Source organism: Methylovirgula sp., assembly GCF_037200945.1.
In the GTDB taxonomy this organism is placed as follows: domain Bacteria; phylum Pseudomonadota; class Alphaproteobacteria; order Rhizobiales; family Beijerinckiaceae; genus Methylovirgula.
This window is the reverse complement of sequence record NZ_JBBCGP010000001.1, coordinates 791,711-808,790: the sequence shown is the minus strand read 5'-3', so window position 1 is coordinate 808,790 and position 17,080 is coordinate 791,711. Positions and strand designations below refer to the sequence as shown.

At 58.2% G+C, this 17,080-nt stretch carries 18 protein-coding genes; 11 read left to right on the top strand and 7 right to left on the bottom strand.

What is annotated here, in order from left to right:
- The first annotated feature begins 147 nt into the window (after positions 1–147).
- Positions 148–1,329 carry a glycosyltransferase gene (locus tag WDN02_RS03825; protein WP_337292237.1) on the top strand — a complete coding sequence of 394 codons (1,182 nt, stop codon included), beginning with the start codon at positions 148–150 and terminating at the stop codon, positions 1,327–1,329.
- Between the two features lie 40 nt (positions 1,330–1,369).
- Here the strand turns inward: WDN02_RS03825 and WDN02_RS03820 are convergent, their stop codons facing one another.
- Positions 1,370–2,020: a sterol desaturase family protein gene (locus WDN02_RS03820; RefSeq protein ID WP_337292236.1), complete on the bottom strand. Its 651-nt coding sequence runs from the start codon at positions 2,018–2,020 to the stop codon at positions 1,370–1,372.
- A gap of 199 nt (positions 2,021–2,219) precedes the next feature.
- On the opposite strand from WDN02_RS03820, the gene WDN02_RS03815 reads away from it, so the two are divergent.
- Both WDN02_RS03815 and WDN02_RS03810 read left to right on the top strand, forming a co-directional pair.
- Positions 2,220–3,488 carry a hypothetical protein gene (locus tag WDN02_RS03815; RefSeq protein ID WP_337292235.1) on the top strand — a complete coding sequence of 423 codons (1,269 nt, stop codon included), beginning with the start codon at positions 2,220–2,222 and terminating at the stop codon, positions 3,486–3,488.
- 261 nt (positions 3,489–3,749) lie between these two features.
- Positions 3,750–4,613, top strand: coding sequence for a hypothetical protein (locus WDN02_RS03810; protein ID WP_337292234.1), 864 nt, complete (start codon positions 3,750–3,752; stop codon positions 4,611–4,613).
- Here WDN02_RS03810 and WDN02_RS03805 read toward each other — a convergent pair.
- Positions 4,603–5,880 (bottom strand): glycosyltransferase, encoded by a 1,278-nt coding sequence (locus WDN02_RS03805; protein ID WP_337292233.1) that lies wholly within the window; start codon positions 5,878–5,880, stop codon positions 4,603–4,605. The two genes, WDN02_RS03810 and WDN02_RS03805, sit on opposite strands and share 11 nt — an antisense overlap.
- A gap of 54 nt (positions 5,881–5,934) precedes the next feature.
- Positions 5,935–6,369 carry a hypothetical protein gene (locus tag WDN02_RS03800; RefSeq protein WP_337294989.1) on the bottom strand — a complete coding sequence of 145 codons (435 nt, stop codon included), beginning with the start codon at positions 6,367–6,369 and terminating at the stop codon, positions 5,935–5,937.
- Here WDN02_RS03800 and WDN02_RS03795 point away from each other — a divergent pair.
- Entirely contained in the window at positions 6,259–7,422 is a 1,164-nt protein-coding gene (locus WDN02_RS03795) for an LptF/LptG family permease (RefSeq protein ID WP_337292232.1), read from the top strand. The two genes, WDN02_RS03800 and WDN02_RS03795, sit on opposite strands and share 111 nt — an antisense overlap.
- A 21-nt stretch (positions 7,423–7,443) precedes the next feature.
- On the opposite strand, the gene WDN02_RS03790 is transcribed toward WDN02_RS03795, so the two are convergent.
- The 4 genes from WDN02_RS03790 to WDN02_RS03775 form a co-directional block, all read right to left on the bottom strand.
- Positions 7,444–8,220, bottom strand: coding sequence for an ABC transporter ATP-binding protein (locus WDN02_RS03790; RefSeq protein ID WP_337292231.1), 777 nt, complete (start codon positions 8,218–8,220; stop codon positions 7,444–7,446).
- Entirely contained in the window at positions 8,198–9,061 is an 864-nt protein-coding gene (locus tag WDN02_RS03785; RefSeq protein WP_337292230.1) for an ABC transporter permease, read from the bottom strand. The genes WDN02_RS03790 and WDN02_RS03785 overlap by 23 nt, the downstream gene beginning before the upstream one ends.
- A 173-nt stretch (positions 9,062–9,234) precedes the next feature.
- The gene (gene uppP / locus WDN02_RS03780) at positions 9,235–10,110 is read right to left on the bottom strand and encodes an undecaprenyl-diphosphatase UppP (RefSeq protein WP_337292229.1); all 876 of its coding nucleotides are present in this window, start codon (positions 10,108–10,110) and stop codon (positions 9,235–9,237) included.
- 327 nt (positions 10,111–10,437) lie between these two features.
- On the bottom strand, positions 10,438–11,472 hold the full coding sequence (locus WDN02_RS03775; RefSeq protein WP_337292223.1) for an IS110 family transposase: 1,035 nt from the start codon (positions 11,470–11,472) through the stop codon (positions 10,438–10,440).
- 422 nt (positions 11,473–11,894) lie between these two features.
- On the opposite strand from WDN02_RS03775, the gene WDN02_RS03770 reads away from it, so the two are divergent.
- The 7 genes from WDN02_RS03770 to rplS all read left to right on the top strand — a co-directional run bounded on the left by WDN02_RS03770 (position 11,895) and on the right by rplS (position 17,078).
- A complete protein-coding gene (locus tag WDN02_RS03770) occupies positions 11,895–13,016 on the top strand; it encodes a hypothetical protein (RefSeq protein ID WP_337292228.1) in 1,122 nt (373 codons plus the stop codon).
- Entirely contained in the window at positions 12,991–13,233 is a 243-nt protein-coding gene (locus WDN02_RS03765) for a hypothetical protein (protein WP_337292227.1), read from the top strand. The genes WDN02_RS03770 and WDN02_RS03765 overlap by 26 nt, the downstream gene beginning before the upstream one ends.
- A gap of 90 nt (positions 13,234–13,323) precedes the next feature.
- Positions 13,324–14,214 carry an IS1 family transposase gene (locus WDN02_RS03760; protein ID WP_337292226.1) on the top strand — a complete coding sequence of 297 codons (891 nt, stop codon included), beginning with the start codon at positions 13,324–13,326 and terminating at the stop codon, positions 14,212–14,214.
- 80 nt (positions 14,215–14,294) lie between these two features.
- The gene (locus tag WDN02_RS03755; RefSeq protein ID WP_337292225.1) at positions 14,295–14,534 is read left to right on the top strand and encodes a DUF4160 domain-containing protein; all 240 of its coding nucleotides are present in this window, start codon (positions 14,295–14,297) and stop codon (positions 14,532–14,534) included.
- Positions 14,527–14,934 carry a DUF2442 domain-containing protein gene (locus WDN02_RS03750; RefSeq protein ID WP_337292224.1) on the top strand — a complete coding sequence of 136 codons (408 nt, stop codon included), beginning with the start codon at positions 14,527–14,529 and terminating at the stop codon, positions 14,932–14,934. The genes WDN02_RS03755 and WDN02_RS03750 overlap by 8 nt, the downstream gene beginning before the upstream one ends.
- A 257-nt stretch (positions 14,935–15,191) precedes the next feature.
- On the top strand, positions 15,192–16,226 hold the full coding sequence (locus WDN02_RS03745) for an IS110 family transposase (RefSeq protein ID WP_337292223.1): 1,035 nt from the start codon (positions 15,192–15,194) through the stop codon (positions 16,224–16,226).
- A 369-nt stretch (positions 16,227–16,595) separates the two neighbouring features.
- Positions 16,596–17,078: a 50S ribosomal protein L19 gene (gene rplS, locus WDN02_RS03740; RefSeq protein ID WP_337292222.1), complete on the top strand. Its 483-nt coding sequence runs from the start codon at positions 16,596–16,598 to the stop codon at positions 17,076–17,078.
- The last annotated feature ends 2 nt before the right edge of the window (positions 17,079–17,080 follow it).

Below are 17,080 nucleotides of genomic sequence, written 5' to 3'. Positions count from 1 at the left end.
CATAAGCGATCTTGAGCTTGACCTCGAAATGTGGTCGAGTGGCGGCGCATTGACGTTTCAGCACCGCCGTGGGATTGCGTATGTGCCGGGGGAATCAGGGCCGGTACGATCGCAACGAGCTGAGGGCGGGGGGCAAGCTCAACAAGCATGCATTTCACATCCTACCTTGGTGTTGCCTGGCTTGCGATTGCGTGGTTCGTCTTCCTCGCAACATGCACTGGCGCTTTGCTGCAGCCGTTTTTTCAAGCGCGGCGGGCGCGCAACAATGCGCAGCCGCCGGTTACCGCAGTTTTGCCAATAAAACTGGAACATTCAGGCTTCGACAAAGCCCAAGCCTCGGTCTTCGGTCAAGATTATCCCGAATACGAAGTTCTGTTCAGCGCCGCCGAGGCGGATTCGCCTGCGCTCGAAACGGCTTTCGCGCTGAAGGCTCACTATCCGCAAACGCCGACGCGCATTCTCCGTTCGCAGTCCGATTTCGCCGTGAGCCCCAAGCTCAATACTCTTGATGCCCCGCTCGCCACGTCAGCGCACGATTTCGTCCTCGTCAAGGATTCGAACATCGTGTTGGAGCACGATATGCTCGCGACCCTCATGCGGAATTTCGGCGCGGGCGTAGGCATGGTTGTTGGCGTTCCGGTCGCCGAACAGGGGCAAACTATCGCCGGCCACATCGAATCTGCCGTCATCAACGCGCATGCACGCTTGCTGCTCACCGCGTCGATGTTTGGTTTCGGCTATGGCGTTGGCAAAGTCATGCTTTTCCGGCGCAGCGATCTTGCTAGGGCGGGTGGCATCGATGCCGTGAGCTATACTTTGGCCGAGGATACCGCCATCGCCAAAGGCCTGGACGCGATTGGCCTTCGCACCGTGTTCGCGCATCGCACGCTGCGCCAGCTGACCGGCTGGCGAACTTTGCGCGAAGTCTACGATCGTCAGGTTCGCTGGAGCGTGATCCGCCACACGCACGAACCACTAACGTTCCCGCTTGAGCCGCTGGTCAGCCCTTTGCCGGCCGCGATGGCGGCGGTGCTGGCCGCGCCGCTTCTGGGCCTACCCGCAATTGTGGCCTTCGGTATTTCGTTGACTGGCTGGTTTCTCGGTGAACTCGGTCTCGCGTGGCTCAAAGGCTGGGAATTGTCGCCTTATGCGCCCCTCGCGTTTCTCGGGCGCGAAGTTCTGGCACTCGCGGCATGGTTGCGCGCATGGACGACGAACGATGTCGTCTGGCAAAACGGGCGCTTCGACGTTTTTGTCGGTGCCCGCGCGTCACGTCCGTCAACACTTAAGCTGCAGCCCGACGTCCCGGCGGCCCGGGAACAAATCTGAAGACCCATTCCGCATGGGTGGATAGGGCTGCGCTGTTTCCTTAATCACGCAGCCGTGCCGAACGCGCCGGCGAAGCGGAACGCGTTTTAAAGACCACATCCCAATAAGGGGCGCTGACACCGAAATAACCTTCTGGTTCGCGGAAGTGATGGAGCATATGCACTTGGCGCAGGTAACGCCCAAGCCGCGTCGTCGGCGTCGCGTGATGCACGTAATAATGCACCATATCGTAGGCAACATATCCGATGATAAAACCCATGAGTATCGGGTAGCCGAGCGGGCGCCCGAAAATCACGAGCGCCACGAGGAGCGCGATCAACATGATCGGGCCGCTCAGCAATGGTGGCATCACAAGTCGTAACGGATCATTGGGATGATCGTGATGAACGCCATGGATCAAGAAATGCACCCGGGCGCCCCATGTGCCGGGAAATTCGGCATGGAACAGATAGCGATGGCCGAAATATTCGATCAAAGTCCAAATTGCGTAGCCGGCCGCGGTGGCGAAAATGACGGCGAAAGGCGAAAAGTTACGAAAACTCAGCCATGCCAACAAAGCTACGACGGGGGTGTAGATGAACAGCGGTATTGACCAATGCACGCGCGAAAGCTTGTCGAGCAAGGGGTTGTCGAATAGGCGCGGGGAAGCGCGCAGCGCTTCGGCGGTTGTCCCGGCTTCAGAGGATATCATTGAGCAACCTTCTTCATCGTTTCGACGTCATCTGCATTGTACCGCGACGACCTCTTGGGGGCACGCCCTTGTGATTAGCCTCCATGACATGGATATTTGGGTGTTCGTCAAGATCACGGCGCAATCGTGCCGCAAAGAGTAGTTTCAACGGCAAAATTATATGAATCCGCCGAATTCCGCTACGGGGCAAAATACTCGGATGGAGGTGATCGTCCTCGATAACGGTCTTCAAAGCCAGGGCGAGCACAGCTACCGCCTGCTTCTTGAGGTGCGGGACGCTTTGTCGCGCCGGAAAATAACCCATCGCATTTTCGGTATGCGTGACGCGGACGCAGCCGCCATTGCGGATATCGGCGCAATTCCCTGGTTCACCAAGAGCCTTTACTGGAGCGGCCGCCAAAGATTGCCGTCGCTGCAAAATTTCGTCTCTGACAGTCTATCACTGATGCGGAGTCTGGGTACCCGCGGCTACCATTACAGCGAGGAAGCGACGGCACGCGTTCTCAACAAAACCTATCGTCGCGATCTCGAGCGCTTGCCGAACGATGTCTGGACGCGGGATAATCTCATCGTCGTGCCGGCGGTCTCGCAAAATCAGATTCTTGGTCTTGTGCAACATCTGCTGGCGCTTCCTGCCTCGGCATTGCCGACGGTCGTTTGCCAGTTGATGTTTGCACCGGCCTGGACGCCATGGAATCGCAATGGCTGCCATGGAGAAGACTATTATAGACAGGCCTTCGAACTCGCCGCGCCCTTGATCGGCAAGTCGTTGTTCTTTACGACTGAAAACGACGCGCTCGCGCAGCTTTATCTGCGGGTCTTCAAGCTCAAGACAGGGCTTCTGCCGATCGTCACCCGGATACCCCATGCGGCGTCTCAGCCGGAAGGTACGATAAAGCTAGGGTTTTTCGGTTATTCCAAATCCGAGAAGGGATTTCATCTGCTTCCGGAAGCTATCGGGCTTTGCCGCGCCAGGAATTTGCCGGCCCAATTCGTCGTCCAGATCCAACATTCCAATTGGGAGCGCGAAACGGTCGAGACAGAAAAAGCCCTGCGCCGGATTCCCGATCTCGAAATCATCGATGGGGCGCTCGATGCTGATGAATATACTCGACAGATCAACGAGGTCGACGTGACGCTTTTGCCTTACGATCCGGTACGCTTTGGTCTGCGCGGCTCCGGCATTTATACCGAATCTGTCGCCGCGGGCCGGCCGGTCGTTGCCGCAAAAGGAATTTATGCCGCGCTCGGGATCGAACGGGGCGAGGCGGTCGGGGAAATTTTCGCGCCCTATACCGGCCGAGCGCTGGCGGATGCGATCGAGCGCTTGCTGCCGCGCGTTACCGAGTTTCAATCGCGCGCAGCCCACAGTGCCCACGACTTTGCCGCGCGACACAGTGGGGATGCCTATATCGATGCGACGCTGCGGTTCGCCGAGCAGCGCGAGGCAACGAGGGCCAAACCTTGATCCGGCGTCCCGCTGTCGTTAAAAGGACCAAGTTCGTGATCATGCAAAGGCCAAGCTATCGCGCGTATCTTTTCCCGCCTGATCTTTTTGGGTCGGCGTTGCTTCATAAAATTTGCCGTCTTGATTTTCCCCGATGCATCGGCGACGTGAACTCGCGAGCCGGCACCGCTGGCGGCTCGTCGGTTTGGAATGTCGTGGGTCCGGGGGGCCGAGCCGGCGCATTCGGAATTCCGGCGGATATCGTCGTCGCGAAGTGAGCCTATGTCCGAAGCTACCGTAGTGTCAGAAATAGTTCAGGCCAAAAAATACGGCATCGCCATCATAGCAAATGATCGCGTCATCGACTGGCTGCTGCCTTTTTTAGAAAGCTACAAGGCGACGAGCGCGTCGATTCCGCTTTATCTTATTCCATACGACGATAACCTCACGCGCACACGTAAGGCTGCGGACGCCTATGGTGTCGAAGTCGTTTCCCTCGACAGCGGCGAACTCGACGCACTGGCACGGCGGCTCTATCCGTTGAATCCGGGCCATCGCCGCCGCTTGCGCAAATTGCTTGCCTTGGCGCTTCCGCTCGACGAGGTCATTTATCTCGACGTCGACACGATCATGCTCCAGGACTTCAATAAAGTACTGGGGTATATCGAGCCAGGGAAAACCGAGTTTATCGTCTCATCGCGGTGCCATGATTACATCTACAATTCAAGGCACAAAAATTACGATTTTTTGCGCGACGCGCTGATGTTCAACGACGGATTTTTCGTAACGTCGCGGCATGTGCTCTCGCTGCAGGATTTTTACGACGTCATCGCCAGGGATGAGCGCACGTTTCATATCGTTCGTCAGCGGGGCGGCCTGTTCGCCCAGCCGTTGACCAATTTTGTCGTGCATCGGCAAAATCTGAAGATCGCGATGCTGCCGGAGATCATCCCCACCGCGTCGGAAGAGAGTTACTATAAGGCTGAAGGAATTTCGCAAGGCGCGGGAGGCCCCGTCGATTATAAGGGCGAGCAGCTCTATTTCTGTCATTGGCCAGGCATCATCGGAATGCCGCGCCGGCGCCGGATGGTCGACCAATTATGGCATCAATTCGCCGATAAGGCCGCAGCCCGCTTCAGCGCCTAGCCGCGACCTCGGCCGGCGCGTCGGCGCCATTTTTCAAAAGCGGTTCGACCAGTTCTGCAAGCCGTTGCCGATAGGCATCGGCTGCAAACAGCTTTTCGTAAAGCTGCCGTGTATCGCTGCTGCTATCCACTCTGTCGCGGGCATTGGGGGTCTTTCCGAGCCGCCGCATCGCCTCCGCGAAGGCGATCGCATCTTCGGCAAGTGTCACGTTGCGCAAAGTGGCAGGATTGATCCCCATGCCGCGAAAGGCTTGTCGCGTAGCGACGAGCGGCACGCCGCAGGACAGAGCCTCGATCGTTTTGATCGAAATGCCGAAGCCCGATGTTGTGGGCAAGAGAATCTTTCGGGCCTGCGCATAAACGCTGCCGAGATCGGCGGTAAAGCCAGTGAAGAGATGCTTGTAACGGCGATAGAGAAGCGGCGCGCGCCAGCGGACCATGCGATAGATATTGCCAACGATGCGCACGGGGATGTCGCCTGCTTGCGGCATCACCTCGCTCAAAAACCATTTGAGGCCGAGATAATTCGGATAATTGGAACTCGCCACAATAATGATGCCATCGCCCGTGCCGGCGGGCATGGGCGCGACTGCCGGGAACAACAGAACATGTTGTTTTTCCGGCAAAAGCGCGCTGAAGGTGTCTGCTTCTTCCGTGTTGAGATGGATGAGAATATCGGCGACGCGCATTTGCGCCAGTTCCTGCGCCAGCATCGTCTCGTATTTCGCCTTCGGCGACAGAGTCCAGGCGTCGCGATTGCGCAACGCGAATTGCCGGGCCTGCAGATCGTGCGTTTCGAGTAGCAGCGGGCAGCCTTGCTCATCGCGTAGCTTCGCCGCCGCGGGCATGCAGAAGAAGTGGTTACAATGAATGAGGTCGATCTTCGTCGCACGAAGCTCGACCGGCAGGGCGGAGCGTTGCGCGGTTTCGATCAGCATCGCGGCATAATCGCCGTGCAGCCACGCGTTTACGACCCGTATGAAATGCCGCGTGGCCACGGCGCCAAGCGGCATACCAGTGAAAAAGCGTCGCTCGACCTTAAGATCTTGCGTCGCATCGAAATAAGCCTTCGCGGCACTGGATTGCGCGGTGTTGCCGGGGAAGTCCGTGATCGCCAGGCTCAACACTTTGGCGCCAAGCGCGTGGTAGGCCTGCGCCTGTGTCATAAAGACATTGTAGCTGCCGCAGGAATGCCAGGCCGGATGCACAAGCAGGACAGTCTTGCCCACGAGTGGCGATGAGGCGGTGATGGGAGCGGCGGTGTTCATCGCGTGTACCCATCGCCTGCGTTCGGATAGCAGCGATGTCCTTCGCCCCGATTATTACAATGCCTCGCGGCGAGCCACGTAACCGAACCCGAAATGATGCTCGGCGATCGAATTTGCCACGAAGGCCGGCTCGGATTCGTGCGGCCGCCCGGCAAGGGGTGTTTTTTTGCCGCCCGTATCGCTATCTGCAATGAGCTTGGTGTTGCGTCGGTCAAGAAAAGGCCCGGTTGAGCGACGATGAACGCGCAGCGCATCGCCGCAAAAGACGTTATCGCCTTTGGACGCAGAGGTCGATAGTCTTGCCCTCGGGCCTACAGGCGAGTCGCGTCTCCTGCGCGACGGACAATCGTCATAGGAATATTGGGAACTCGACGACGGATGATGGTACCAAGGCTGCTCTACTTCTATCTTGGCCGGCGGATATTCTTCTCCGTTGTCATGCTCGAAGTGGGCCTTTGCGTGCCGGTCGTGATGACGCAGCTTTTCCATTATCTGCCATCGTCCGCGGTTCGCAGCGGGCTTCTGATGCCCGCTTTGATGGGGACTTTGCCGACAGCCGTTTATCTCGCCTTGCCGATGGCAGTCGGCGTTGCTGTCGCGCTGGAATTTTCGCGCATGGCGGCTGAGGGCATGATTGCCGTGCTCTATTCACTGCGTCTTTCGGTCTTGTCGATTTGCGTCCCGGCCTCCGTCGCCGCCCTCATTTGCGTCATCGCTGGTTATTGGGTCTCGATCTTTGTCGCACCGAATAATGTCGGCCAGATGCACGATGTCATTTACGTGATCCGCAACTCGCTCAATCACCGCATGCTCGAACCGGCGCAATTCTATACATTCGATAAAGGCGAGCGGACGCTTTATTTCAAGCGTTGGAAAACCGAAGACATTGTCGAGGGAATGTTCATCCATCAATACAATACCAAGAAACAAGAGGAAGAAATCATCACCGCAAAGCAGACGGAATTCCGCCGCAACGACCACGGCGTCTTGCTTGTGATGACGGACGGTTCGTTTCAGAGCCGGCCGAATGGCACCGACGAGATACGCACTGCCGATTTCGACCAATATGTGATCCAGCTCGATATGCAGGGCACCAACGGGATGCCGAAACGTGGCTGGCGTGGCGTCTTCGAAATGCCAGGGGCGGAATTTATGTCGGCATGGCCTGGCCGCAATGCGGATAAAAGAGTTCTCGCCGATTGGATGAGCGAGGCGGCCAAGCGTTTCGGCATTCCCATTCTGGCGCTCGCGCATGCGTTGCTGGCTATTGGCCTTGTGCTGACCTTGTCCAATGCGACGGGGCGCAATGCCACGACGGTTGCTGCCCTCGTCGCCATTCCGGCGATCCACATCGGGATTTTGATCGGGACGGAAAGCGTCGTGCGGCGCGATCCCTTTCTCGTCTATCTCGTCGCGGTGGCGATTGCCGCCGAATTCCTGATTGCGCTCGCGCTGATCCTTCGCCAGCAAGCGCGTTTTTCAGTCAAAGGGAACGGGAAACGCGCGGCGCCCGCGCCAAGTGGCGCAGCGGCGTCGCTTTGATTGATTGTCCGCGAACGACGCTTAGACGACGAGGCGCGGCGTGGTTAGTTTCGTGATGTTGAAGGCGCGGCGGTAGGCGGCGATGACGTCCTGGGGGTTGCCGACCGCGGCAATCCGACCCTCATCGATCCAAACGACATTGTCGCACATTTCTTCGAGCGTTCCGAGATCGTGCGAAACAACAAGAATCGTGCCCTTGGCGGCGAAGCCCTTGATGTACGCATCACACTTCTTGGCGAATGTCGCATCGCCAACCGAGAGCGCTTCGTCGACGATCAGAATGTCGGCCTCGGCATGCGCGCAGACGGCGAAGGCGAGGCGCGCGGTCATGCCGCTTGAATACATTTTGAGCGGCTGATTGAAGAACTCGCCGATATCCGCGAAGGCGGCAATCGATTCTAGCTTCGGGAGAATGTCTTTCCGGCGCAGGCCGAGGATCGCGCCGCCGATCAACGCGTTCTCGCGTCCCGTCAATTCGAGATCGAAGCCGGCGCCGAGCGCCAGGATCGGCGCGATGCGGCCTGAGACCTCGATATTGCCGTAGGTCGGCAGGCTGATGCCGCAGATGAGCTGCAGAAGTGTGGTCTTGCCGGTGCCATTGCGGCCGATAATGCCCCAGGTCTCGCCACGCTTTATGTCAAAGCTGACGTCCCGCAGCACCCAATGGGGATGGTAGAACTGCTTCCAGCGCCCGAAGAGCGCCTGATAAAGCTGGTCGTTCCGCTTCAGATAAAGTTGAAACGCCTTGCCGACGCCTTTGCAACTGATCGCAATATCAGATGATGTCGACGAAGACATTCTTGTATCGCATGTAGAATCGGTAGGCGGAACGGAAGACGAGGAGTGAGACAATGACAGTCCCCAGATAGAGCCAAGGATTTGGGATCCGGTTGAGCAGAACAATATCGCGCATCAGCTCGACATAATCGCCGACGATATTAACGCGGAGAATGACGCGGAGCACCGGCGGGACGTCATCAAACGAATAAAAGATCGGTGTGGCGAACATGAACACCGGGACGATCGATGCCATCAAATGCATCACGTCGCGCGTGAACGAGCCGAGCGCCATCAAAAACCACGACGCGCCGATCAGGAAAAGGAAGAATGGCACGATGACGAAAGGCAGCAGCAGAATCGTCGGCGGTATCCAGTGCGTGATGAGAAGTTCGAAAAACAGCAGGACACAAAAGCTGATTCCGGCATAGACGAGCGCGCGGATCGCCGCGATCCAGGCCAGCGTCTCGCTCGGGAAAATCGACTTCTTGATGAAGTTCACATGCTCGTGCAGCAGGCCGGGCGCGCGGTAGGCCAATTCGCTGAACAGGTTGAACATGATGAGGCCGACGAAAATGTTCAGCGAATAGTTTGCGACGCCATGCGAAGCGGTCGAAGCCCGGATGCCGACCGCATGCGAGAAGATGACGGTGTAGACCGACAGCATCAGCAGCGGTCCGAAGATCGCCCACATCCAGCCGAGGATCGAGCCGCTGAAGCGCGCCATCAGCTCGCGGCGCACGACGGCGCGGATCAATTCGCGGAAATGCCAGGCCCGTTCCAGCGGCGTGATGAGGCCGAGACTTTCAGCAAATTCTCCAGCGATGCCGGAGCCCGGCTTTTTGATGGCGGCGTCAGTCATATTGGCTCTGTGAAACCCCAAACGGACGCGGATGTAGACCAGTTTGCGCCAGCCTAGTCAAACGGGCGCGCATCGCCACCGTGATGCCGTTTGGGGGCGTGAAGGGCGGCAAAAAATTTGTCGGGTGACGCCCCCTGGCACCAGACCTTGCGGCCTACGGCAGCGCCCGCCACTTAATTCGGCAGCCAATGGGCGGCGACTGCGACGAGCAGAAAAATGCCGAGCAAGACCCGATAGATAGCGAACGGCCAGGACGCGAAGCGTTCGAGGATACGCAGGAGGCCCCAGATCGCGATGAAGGCTGAAATTGACGCGACGACGAGACCAAAGGCGAGGATCGACCAGCCGTGGGCGTCGAGATGCGCCTTATGCAATTCGTAAAGTTCTTTGATCCCCGCCGCGGCAATGGCCGGGATCCCGAGCAGGAAGGAAAAGCGCGCCGCTTCGGTGCGTTCGAGGTCGCGGAAAAGCGCTGCGGTGAAGGTTGAGCCGGAGCGGGAAACGCCTGGGATGAGCGCACCGCATTGGGCAAGGCCGACGATCATCGCGTCCTTCAGATCGACATGATCGAGCGTGCGTTTGTGCCGCGAATAGACTTCCGCAACGGCAAGCAGCGCCCCCATGACGATATAGGCGACGCCGATCGCGGCAAGCGAGCGCAGCGGCGAATTGCAGGTATTCAGAAGTTTTGAGAGCAACGAGCCCGCGATGATGATCGGCAGCGTCGCGAGCACGATCCAGACGCAGAAACGCAGTGACCAATCCTCGTAATCGCGACGTTTCACTGCTGCGACCGCGCCCTCGGAGATGCCCTTCACGTCGGCCCAGAAATAGCTGACGACGGCGGCAAGTGCAGCGAGCTGCATGGCGGCAGAAAAGGCCGAGCCGGGGTCGCGCCACCCGAGCAGGGCGGGGACAATGCGCATATGCGCCGTCGAGGAGACCGGCAAAAGCTCCGTAATGCCTTGGATGATGCCGAGAAAACCGACCTTGGCATAGCCCAGCGCGACAAATCCAGTATCGAGGCCTTCAGTGCAGGCGCCAGCCATGTCGATGAATTCCCGCCTGTTTTTGATTCGTGCCGTGCACGTGCCGCAAAAGTTTGCCTGAGGCAAGCCGCGGCGTAAATGGGGTAGTGCCTTCCGTAATGGGCCTTTGGGTGTCAATCCTCGTTTATCCATCCGCCGGTATCACGCTTCCGTCCGTGGTCGGCGTCTTGCCGCCACAAGATGACATCAGATGGAAAGTCGGAGCCGATCTCAGTTGCGCGCTCGAAGCGCAAGGCACTACACGGTTTTCCGACCTTCCGCGTCCCGGCGAAGGGACCTCGGAGAACGTCCTTACGGACTGTTCAATTCATCAACAACATTACGACTTCATGCCGAAGCGGCGCCTTCCTCCCGGTTCCAGTGGAACTCGCTGCCATCGACCCACATGCGATGCAGGACAGTGGCCAGCTTGCGGGCCACAGCCACCAGCGCCCGCTTGGCGCCTCGCCGGCGGGCGACCATCATCCCCCAGGCTTTCAGCGACGATGGCCGCGCCTTGAACAGCAGGACCAGGGCGGCTTCATAAAGGGTAGCACGCACCATAGCGTCGCCAGCCTTGGTGATACCGCCGCTCACGTCCGTCTCGCCCGACTGGTATTTCCGCGGCGTCAGGCCGAAATGAGCGCCGACGGCACGCGATGATTTGAACCGCGCAGGATCGTCGATCGCCGAAGTAAAGGTCAGCGCCACCACCGGCCCAACGCCCGGTGCCGTCATCAACCGCCGACATATCCCGTCCTGCCGCACGATCGCCAGCAGTTGGCGGTGTAGCTTGGCGAACTCCGTCCGCAGCGCTTCCCGGCACCGCAACAGTGGCTCAATGACGCTTTCCAGCATCGCCTGGCCAGCGATCAGCTCATGCACTCGGCCGGCGAATCCCAACCTGCTCGCCAGACCAACCTTCAAACCGAAGCCCCGCAACAGGCCGCGGATCGCGACCTCAATGTCGATCATCTTGCCGAGCAGCAGCTTGCGCGCCGTTAGCAGGACCCGCGTTTCCTGCGCCGGCAGCGACTTGCGATGCACTGAACGAAACCAGCCCATGCGCAGCAGCTGGGCAATGCCGCGGGCATCCTTCCGGTCGGTCTTCACCGTCATTGCCGAAAGGGCCGCCTTGACGTGCCGGGTTTCCAGCAAGACCACTTCGTAACCGGCATCCGTCAACCCCGCGTGCAGCCACTGCGACAGCGGACCCGCCTCAAGCCCGATCCGGATTACAGGAAAAGCCAAGCCTGCAAACAGCGCCGCCAGCGCAGCCGGCTCGCTCGAGACCTTCGCCTCCCGGATGATCTGGCCTTTCTCGTCCACAATACACACGCTGCTCTGTTCCAACGAAACGTCGATCCCGGCATAATACTCCATGGCAGTCCTCATACTGTTTGGGGCCGTAAGGACCCCGTTGATCTACACATCATCAGTATCGGGGACTGCCACCCCTACCGGCTAGAGCCAGTGCGCCGGCCCATTACGTCATCTCAGTTTGAAATTCAAATTGATTTACGCCCCCAGAAGAAGAACATGCCTATTGTGAACAGATTCGGACAGCCTGATATGCCCAGAGGCCCCAAAGGACAATACCGGCCGAATGACCCGGTCGCAGCTGCAGCCGCCGTGGTCCGGATCGCCACAGGCGAAAGCGATGAAGCGACAGAGAGCGCCCGGGCAATAGCGTCAGAAAAGAAAGACGCAGCGAAATCCCAGACCGCAAAGTTCCTGCGAACCAAACCTACGCCGATCGATCGTTAACCAGCATCAATTAAGCCACCTTAAACTTGGGGGTGGCTATGGATCAAATCTGGCGGGAAGCACGGGCGTTCCAGCAATGGGTTCGTACAGGCGAAATTCCAGCCTCGACAGCTTCGGATATATCCAAAGAAGAAGCATCCCCAAGGCCACTAAAGCTAGTTCCAATCAACCTTGATCTCACCGGCGCGCTCAATACGCTCAGGCAGTGTAAAGTCAACATTGTATGCGTGGCTCCCGGACTCAGAGAAATCCGAGTCGGCCTCGAAAAATTTCCAAAGACAAGGGAGAAAGATAGCCTCCCAACTGGAACGGCAAGCAACCACGCCATCCGATATCATGAAATTAAGACGCCGCAGATAGCCTTCCCAACTGCGAGCATATTATTTAGCCATGCTAACGCTCTTCGCCATGGCTACTACCCGTGCGGATCCTCAATCTCAATCGCAAACAAGATCGCCACAGGAACAGTGGGATGTCTGGTCCAAAAGGACGATGTTCTTTACGGCCTGACGAACAATCATGTGACGGGCCTATTCAGCCATAACAGAGTCGGAATGCCAATTCTCGGGCCCGGCCTAATGGACGTCAGCCCGGAAAACATAGACCCATTCGTAATAGGCCATCATACCCGCGGAATCGCCTGGACGCCCGGGACCTCCGATAACGTATCGATCGAAGACAACCTCGACCTAGCAATATTTCGCATAAAGAACGAAAACTCCGTCACATCGTTTCAGGGTCATCACTACGACACGCCGACAAAAATCGCGAACACAGCAGACCTATTCAAACGAGATCTGCCAAACGTCAAAGTCAAGAAAGTTGGACGAACAACCGGCCTAACGAGCGGATGGCTTTTCGGAAAAGCGGGCGGCGAATTTGAGGTACGTATCAAAGACCCAGACTTCACCAGCTCAATCTACTTCAATGACATGTTTGCAATCACTGATGACAGCAGCGGGAAGCCCTTCGCGCTCCCTGGGGACTCTGGCTCTCTCGTTGTACGTGACAACAACGGCACCTTGGAAGCCGTTGGAATCGTCTTCGCCATATCGCCTCGCACTATGATCACTCACGTCATGCCGATTGAGGTGGTCTTAGACCGCCTCGGCGTCACTCTCGTAGGAGATCATAATGTCAGCCCAACTAATGGACCATGAGGACATTTGCCAAGTCGCGCGCGAATTCGCCAAGGAATACAATCTCACCCCCGAGTTCTCGATCGTAATCGTCCGCTGCGCGAAGGAGCCCACCATTCATGTCATGACTATTATTGGCTACGAAAAGATGATGCCGAAACTGCCCACGACCTACAAAGAATGCATCATCGAACAAAGCAAATCTGACAGACCGATTATGAGCCCGGCGTATAGATGAGAACGAAAACTCAAAATTGACTCTCCTAAATGTTCTCTTTATGTTCTGTATAAGCCGCCGTTAATTCAAATACTTATCAAATTGACCGCCATGAACCATCTGCCTCTCGCATCGCGCGTCAAAATTCTTCAACTCACTGTCGAGGGATCATCGATGCGATCGATTGGGCGCGTCCTCGACGTTAGCCCAAACACCGTCGACAAGCTCCCGCGAGAAGCCGGCCAAGCATGTATCACCATCCACGACCAGGGAATCAGGAACGTCCGCGCTCAGCGCGTACAGTGCGATGAAATTTGGTCATTCTGCTATGCCAAACAGAAGAAAGTTGCCACGGCTAAAAGCCCGCCTCCAGAGGCAGGCGATGTCTGGACATGGACTGCGATTGACCCGCAAACAAAGCTGCTGATCTCTTGGTTTGTCGGAGACCGCTCCGCCACAGCGGCCAGCGTTCTGATCGATGACCTGAAAAACCGTCTCGCCAATCGCGTGCAACTGACCACGGACGGCTATCACGCCTACCTTCAGGCAGTCGAAGATGCCTTCGGCGCCGACATTGATTACGCCCAGCTCGTGAAGATCTACGGAGAGGCCCCCGCCTCCAAAGGCGAGGCGCGCTACAGCCCGGCGCAAATCGTCGCCGCCGAGCGCAAAAGGATCGAAGGATCACCTGATCCTGACCACATCTCTACGTCCATGGTCGAACGGCATAACCTGACCATACGCATGTCTCTGCGCCGTTTCACCCGCCTGACAAACGCTTTCAGCAAGAAAATCGAAAACCACATCAATGCGCTGGCCGTAGGCTTCGTGCATTACAACTTCATCCGGATTCACAAAACCCTCCGAGTCTCCCCCGCCATGGCCGCCGGCATCGCAGACCACCTTTGGTCATGGGAAGAAGTCATCGCCCGTATGGACGCCATAGCACCGCCACCAGCACCACGTGGACCGTATAAAAAACAAGCGCCAGCACCACCATAGCCCGAACCAAATAGTCGAGCTGGACCGCCCCGCTAGGGACCAATCGAGGTTGAAAACCCAACTGGATAGGTTATATTACTATGGTCACGATCTATCGTGGAAACGGACTGCAAGTCGTGATCTTCGTAGACGACCATGAGCCAGCCCATGTCCATGTCTTTGGTGATGGCCAAGCCAAGATCAACCTCATCGGGCCCGATGGCGATCCGGAGCTGATTTGGGCGGATAACATGAAGCGCAACGACGTGCGCCGCGCCATGCGGATCGTGACCGAGCACCAAATGTTGTTTTTGGAAAGATGGACCAAGATACATGGCTGAGTTGACCGACGCAGTAATCGACGCCGCGCTTGCGCGTGGAAAGATCGCGCGTGCGAACGAGCCGTGCGCGACCAAAGCCCGCTATGACCGCAGGCTAGGCCGGATAGTGGTTGATTTGACCAACGGCTCTACCTTCTCCTTTCCCCCTCGTCTGGTACAGGGCTTGGAAACGGCGACAGACGACCAACTCGCCGCTGTCGAGATGCTGGGCCACGGCTATGGCCTGCATTGGGAGGCCCTGGACACCGATATCTCGATTCAGGGCCTCATGGCCGGTATCTTCGGAACCAAGGTATATATGGCCCGGCTCGCCGGCCAGGCGAAGTCTTCCGCCAAAGCGGCGGCCGCGCGCGCCAACGGCGCAAAAGGCGGACGACCTCGTAAGGCAACACTCGCTTAAAATAACTTCGTATTCAAAAGCAAATGCTGAAAATCCGAAGGTTCCATAAGCACAATTCGCGTTGTCATCCCGGTTCACGCCGTTCATCGAAAACTCGGACAAATCCCGGCCCGAGGGCCTCCTAAATTCTAAAATTCAAACTGAGATGACGTAATGGGCCGGCGCACTGGCTCTAGCCGGTAGGGGTGGCAGTCCCCGATACTGATGATGTGTAGATCAACGGGGTCCTTACGGCCCCAAACAGTATGAGGACTGCCATGGAGTATTATGCCGGGATCGACGTTTCGTTGGAACAGAGCAGCGTGTGTATTGTGGACGAGAAAGGCCAGATCATCCGGGAGGCGAAGGTCTCGAGCGAGCCGGCTGCGCTGGCGGCGCTGTTTGCAGGCTTGGCTTTTCCTGTAATCCGGATCGGGCTTGAGGCGGGTCCGCTGTCGCAGTGGCTGCACGCGGGGTTGACGGATGCCGGTTACGAAGTGGTCTTGCTGGAAACCCGGCACGTCAAGGCGGCCCTTTCGGCAATGACGGTGAAGACCGACCGGAAGGATGCCCGCGGCATTGCCCAGCTGCTGCGCATGGGCTGGTTTCGTTCAGTGCATCGCAAGTCGCTGCCGGCGCAGGAAACGCGGGTCCTGCTAACGGCGCGCAAGCTGCTGCTCGGCAAGATGATCGACATTGAGGTCGCGATCCGCGGCCTGTTGCGGGGCTTCGGTTTGAAGGTTGGTCTGGCGAGCAGGTTGGGATTCGCCGGCCGAGTGCATGAGCTGATCGCTGGCCAGGCGATGCTGGAAAGCGTCATTGAGCCACTGTTGCGGTGCCGGGAAGCGCTGCGGACGGAGTTCGCCAAGCTACACCGCCAACTGCTGGCGATCGTGCGGCAGGACGGGATATGTCGGCGGTTGATGACGGCACCGGGCGTTGGGCCGGTGGTGGCGCTGACCTTTACTTCGGCGATCGACGATCCTGCGCGGTTCAAATCATCGCGTGCCGTCGGCGCTCATTTCGGCCTGACGCCGCGGAAATACCAGTCGGGCGAGACGGACGTGAGCGGCGGTATCACCAAGGCTGGCGACGCTATGGTGCGTGCTACCCTTTATGAAGCCGCCCTGGTCCTGCTGTTCAAGGCGCGGCCATCGTCGCTGAAAGCCTGGGGGATGATGGTCGCCCGCCGGCGAGGCGCCAAGCGGGCGCTGGTGGCTGTGGCCCGCAAGCTGGCCACTGTCCTGCATCGCATGTGGGTCGATGGCAGCGAGTTCCACTGGAACCGGGAGGAAGGCGCCGCTTCGGCATGAAGTCGTAATGTTGTTGATGAATTGAACAGTCCGTAAGGACGTTCTCCGAGGTCCCTTCGCCGGGACGCGGAAGGTCGGAAAACCGTGTAGTGCCTTGCGCTTCGAGCGCGCAACTGAGATCGGCTCCGACTTTCCATCTGATGTCATCTTGTGGCGGCAAGACGCCGACCACGGACGGAAGCGTGATACCGGCGGATGGATAAACGAGGATTGACACCCAAAGGCCCATTACGGAAGGCACTACCTAAATGGGGTTGTCTCGACAAGTCCTGCGGTCTCGTGTAGAAGCCGCGGCTTAACTTAAAACAGCGTTCCGAAACGCTCGCCGGGCGGCCCAGGCCGAACCAGGCGGAACGGCAGGGTTTTACCATGGCTAATATTATCGAAGAGCTGGAAGCGGCCCAGGTCGCCAAGCTCGTTGCAGTGCGTCCGGTCCCGGAATTTCAGGCTGGCGACACGCTGATTGTCAACGTGAAGGTGAAGGAAGGCGAGCGCACCCGCGTTCAGGCCTATGAGGGTGTCTGCATCGCCCGCACCGGCGGCGGCATCAACGAGAGCTTCACCGTTCGCAAGATTTCCTATGGTGAGGGCGTTGAGCGCGTCTTTCCGGTTCATTCGCCGAATATCGATTCGATCAAGGTCGTGCGGCGTGGCAAGGTCCGGCGCGCCAAGCTCTATTACCTGCGTGACCGGCGCGGCAAGTCGGCCCGCATTGTCGAGAAGCTTGAGACGCCGGCGCAGAAGGCTGCACGCGAGGCGGCCAATGCCCAGGCGCCGACCGTGAAAAAGGCACCGCCACCGAAAAAGGCCGGCGGCGCCATCCGTGCGCCGAAGAAGGGTGGCAAGGGCTAAAT

Coding starts and splice junctions, on each gene's coding strand:
- WDN02_RS03825 (WP_337292237.1), top strand. CDS start 148: ATGCATTTCACATCCTACCTTGGTGTTGCCTGGCTTGCGATTGCGTGG.
- WDN02_RS03755 (WP_337292225.1), top strand. CDS start 14,295: ATGGTCACGATCTATCGTGGAAACGGACTGCAAGTCGTGATCTTCGTA.
- WDN02_RS03805 (WP_337292233.1), bottom strand. CDS start 5,880: ATGAACACCGCCGCTCCCATCACCGCCTCATCGCCACTCGTGGGCAAG.
- WDN02_RS03750 (WP_337292224.1), top strand. CDS start 14,527: ATGGCTGAGTTGACCGACGCAGTAATCGACGCCGCGCTTGCGCGTGGA.
- WDN02_RS03790 (WP_337292231.1), bottom strand. CDS start 8,220: ATGTCTTCGTCGACATCATCTGATATTGCGATCAGTTGCAAAGGCGTC.
- WDN02_RS03810 (WP_337292234.1), top strand. CDS start 3,750: ATGTCCGAAGCTACCGTAGTGTCAGAAATAGTTCAGGCCAAAAAATAC.
- WDN02_RS03785 (WP_337292230.1), bottom strand. CDS start 9,061: ATGACTGACGCCGCCATCAAAAAGCCGGGCTCCGGCATCGCTGGAGAA.
- rplS (WP_337292222.1), top strand. CDS start 16,596: ATGGCTAATATTATCGAAGAGCTGGAAGCGGCCCAGGTCGCCAAGCTC.
- WDN02_RS03765 (WP_337292227.1), top strand. CDS start 12,991: ATGTCAGCCCAACTAATGGACCATGAGGACATTTGCCAAGTCGCGCGC.
- WDN02_RS03775 (WP_337292223.1), bottom strand. CDS start 11,472: ATGGAGTATTATGCCGGGATCGACGTTTCGTTGGAACAGAGCAGCGTG.
- WDN02_RS03770 (WP_337292228.1), top strand. CDS start 11,895: ATGGATCAAATCTGGCGGGAAGCACGGGCGTTCCAGCAATGGGTTCGT.
- WDN02_RS03820 (WP_337292236.1), bottom strand. CDS start 2,020: ATGATATCCTCTGAAGCCGGGACAACCGCCGAAGCGCTGCGCGCTTCC.
- WDN02_RS03745 (WP_337292223.1), top strand. CDS start 15,192: ATGGAGTATTATGCCGGGATCGACGTTTCGTTGGAACAGAGCAGCGTG.
- WDN02_RS03800 (WP_337294989.1), bottom strand. CDS start 6,369: ATGGAAAAGCTGCGTCATCACGACCGGCACGCAAAGGCCCACTTCGAG.
- WDN02_RS03795 (WP_337292232.1), top strand. CDS start 6,259: ATGATGGTACCAAGGCTGCTCTACTTCTATCTTGGCCGGCGGATATTC.
- WDN02_RS03760 (WP_337292226.1), top strand. CDS start 13,324: ATGAACCATCTGCCTCTCGCATCGCGCGTCAAAATTCTTCAACTCACT.
- uppP (WP_337292229.1), bottom strand. CDS start 10,110: ATGGCTGGCGCCTGCACTGAAGGCCTCGATACTGGATTTGTCGCGCTG.
- WDN02_RS03815 (WP_337292235.1), top strand. CDS start 2,220: ATGGAGGTGATCGTCCTCGATAACGGTCTTCAAAGCCAGGGCGAGCAC.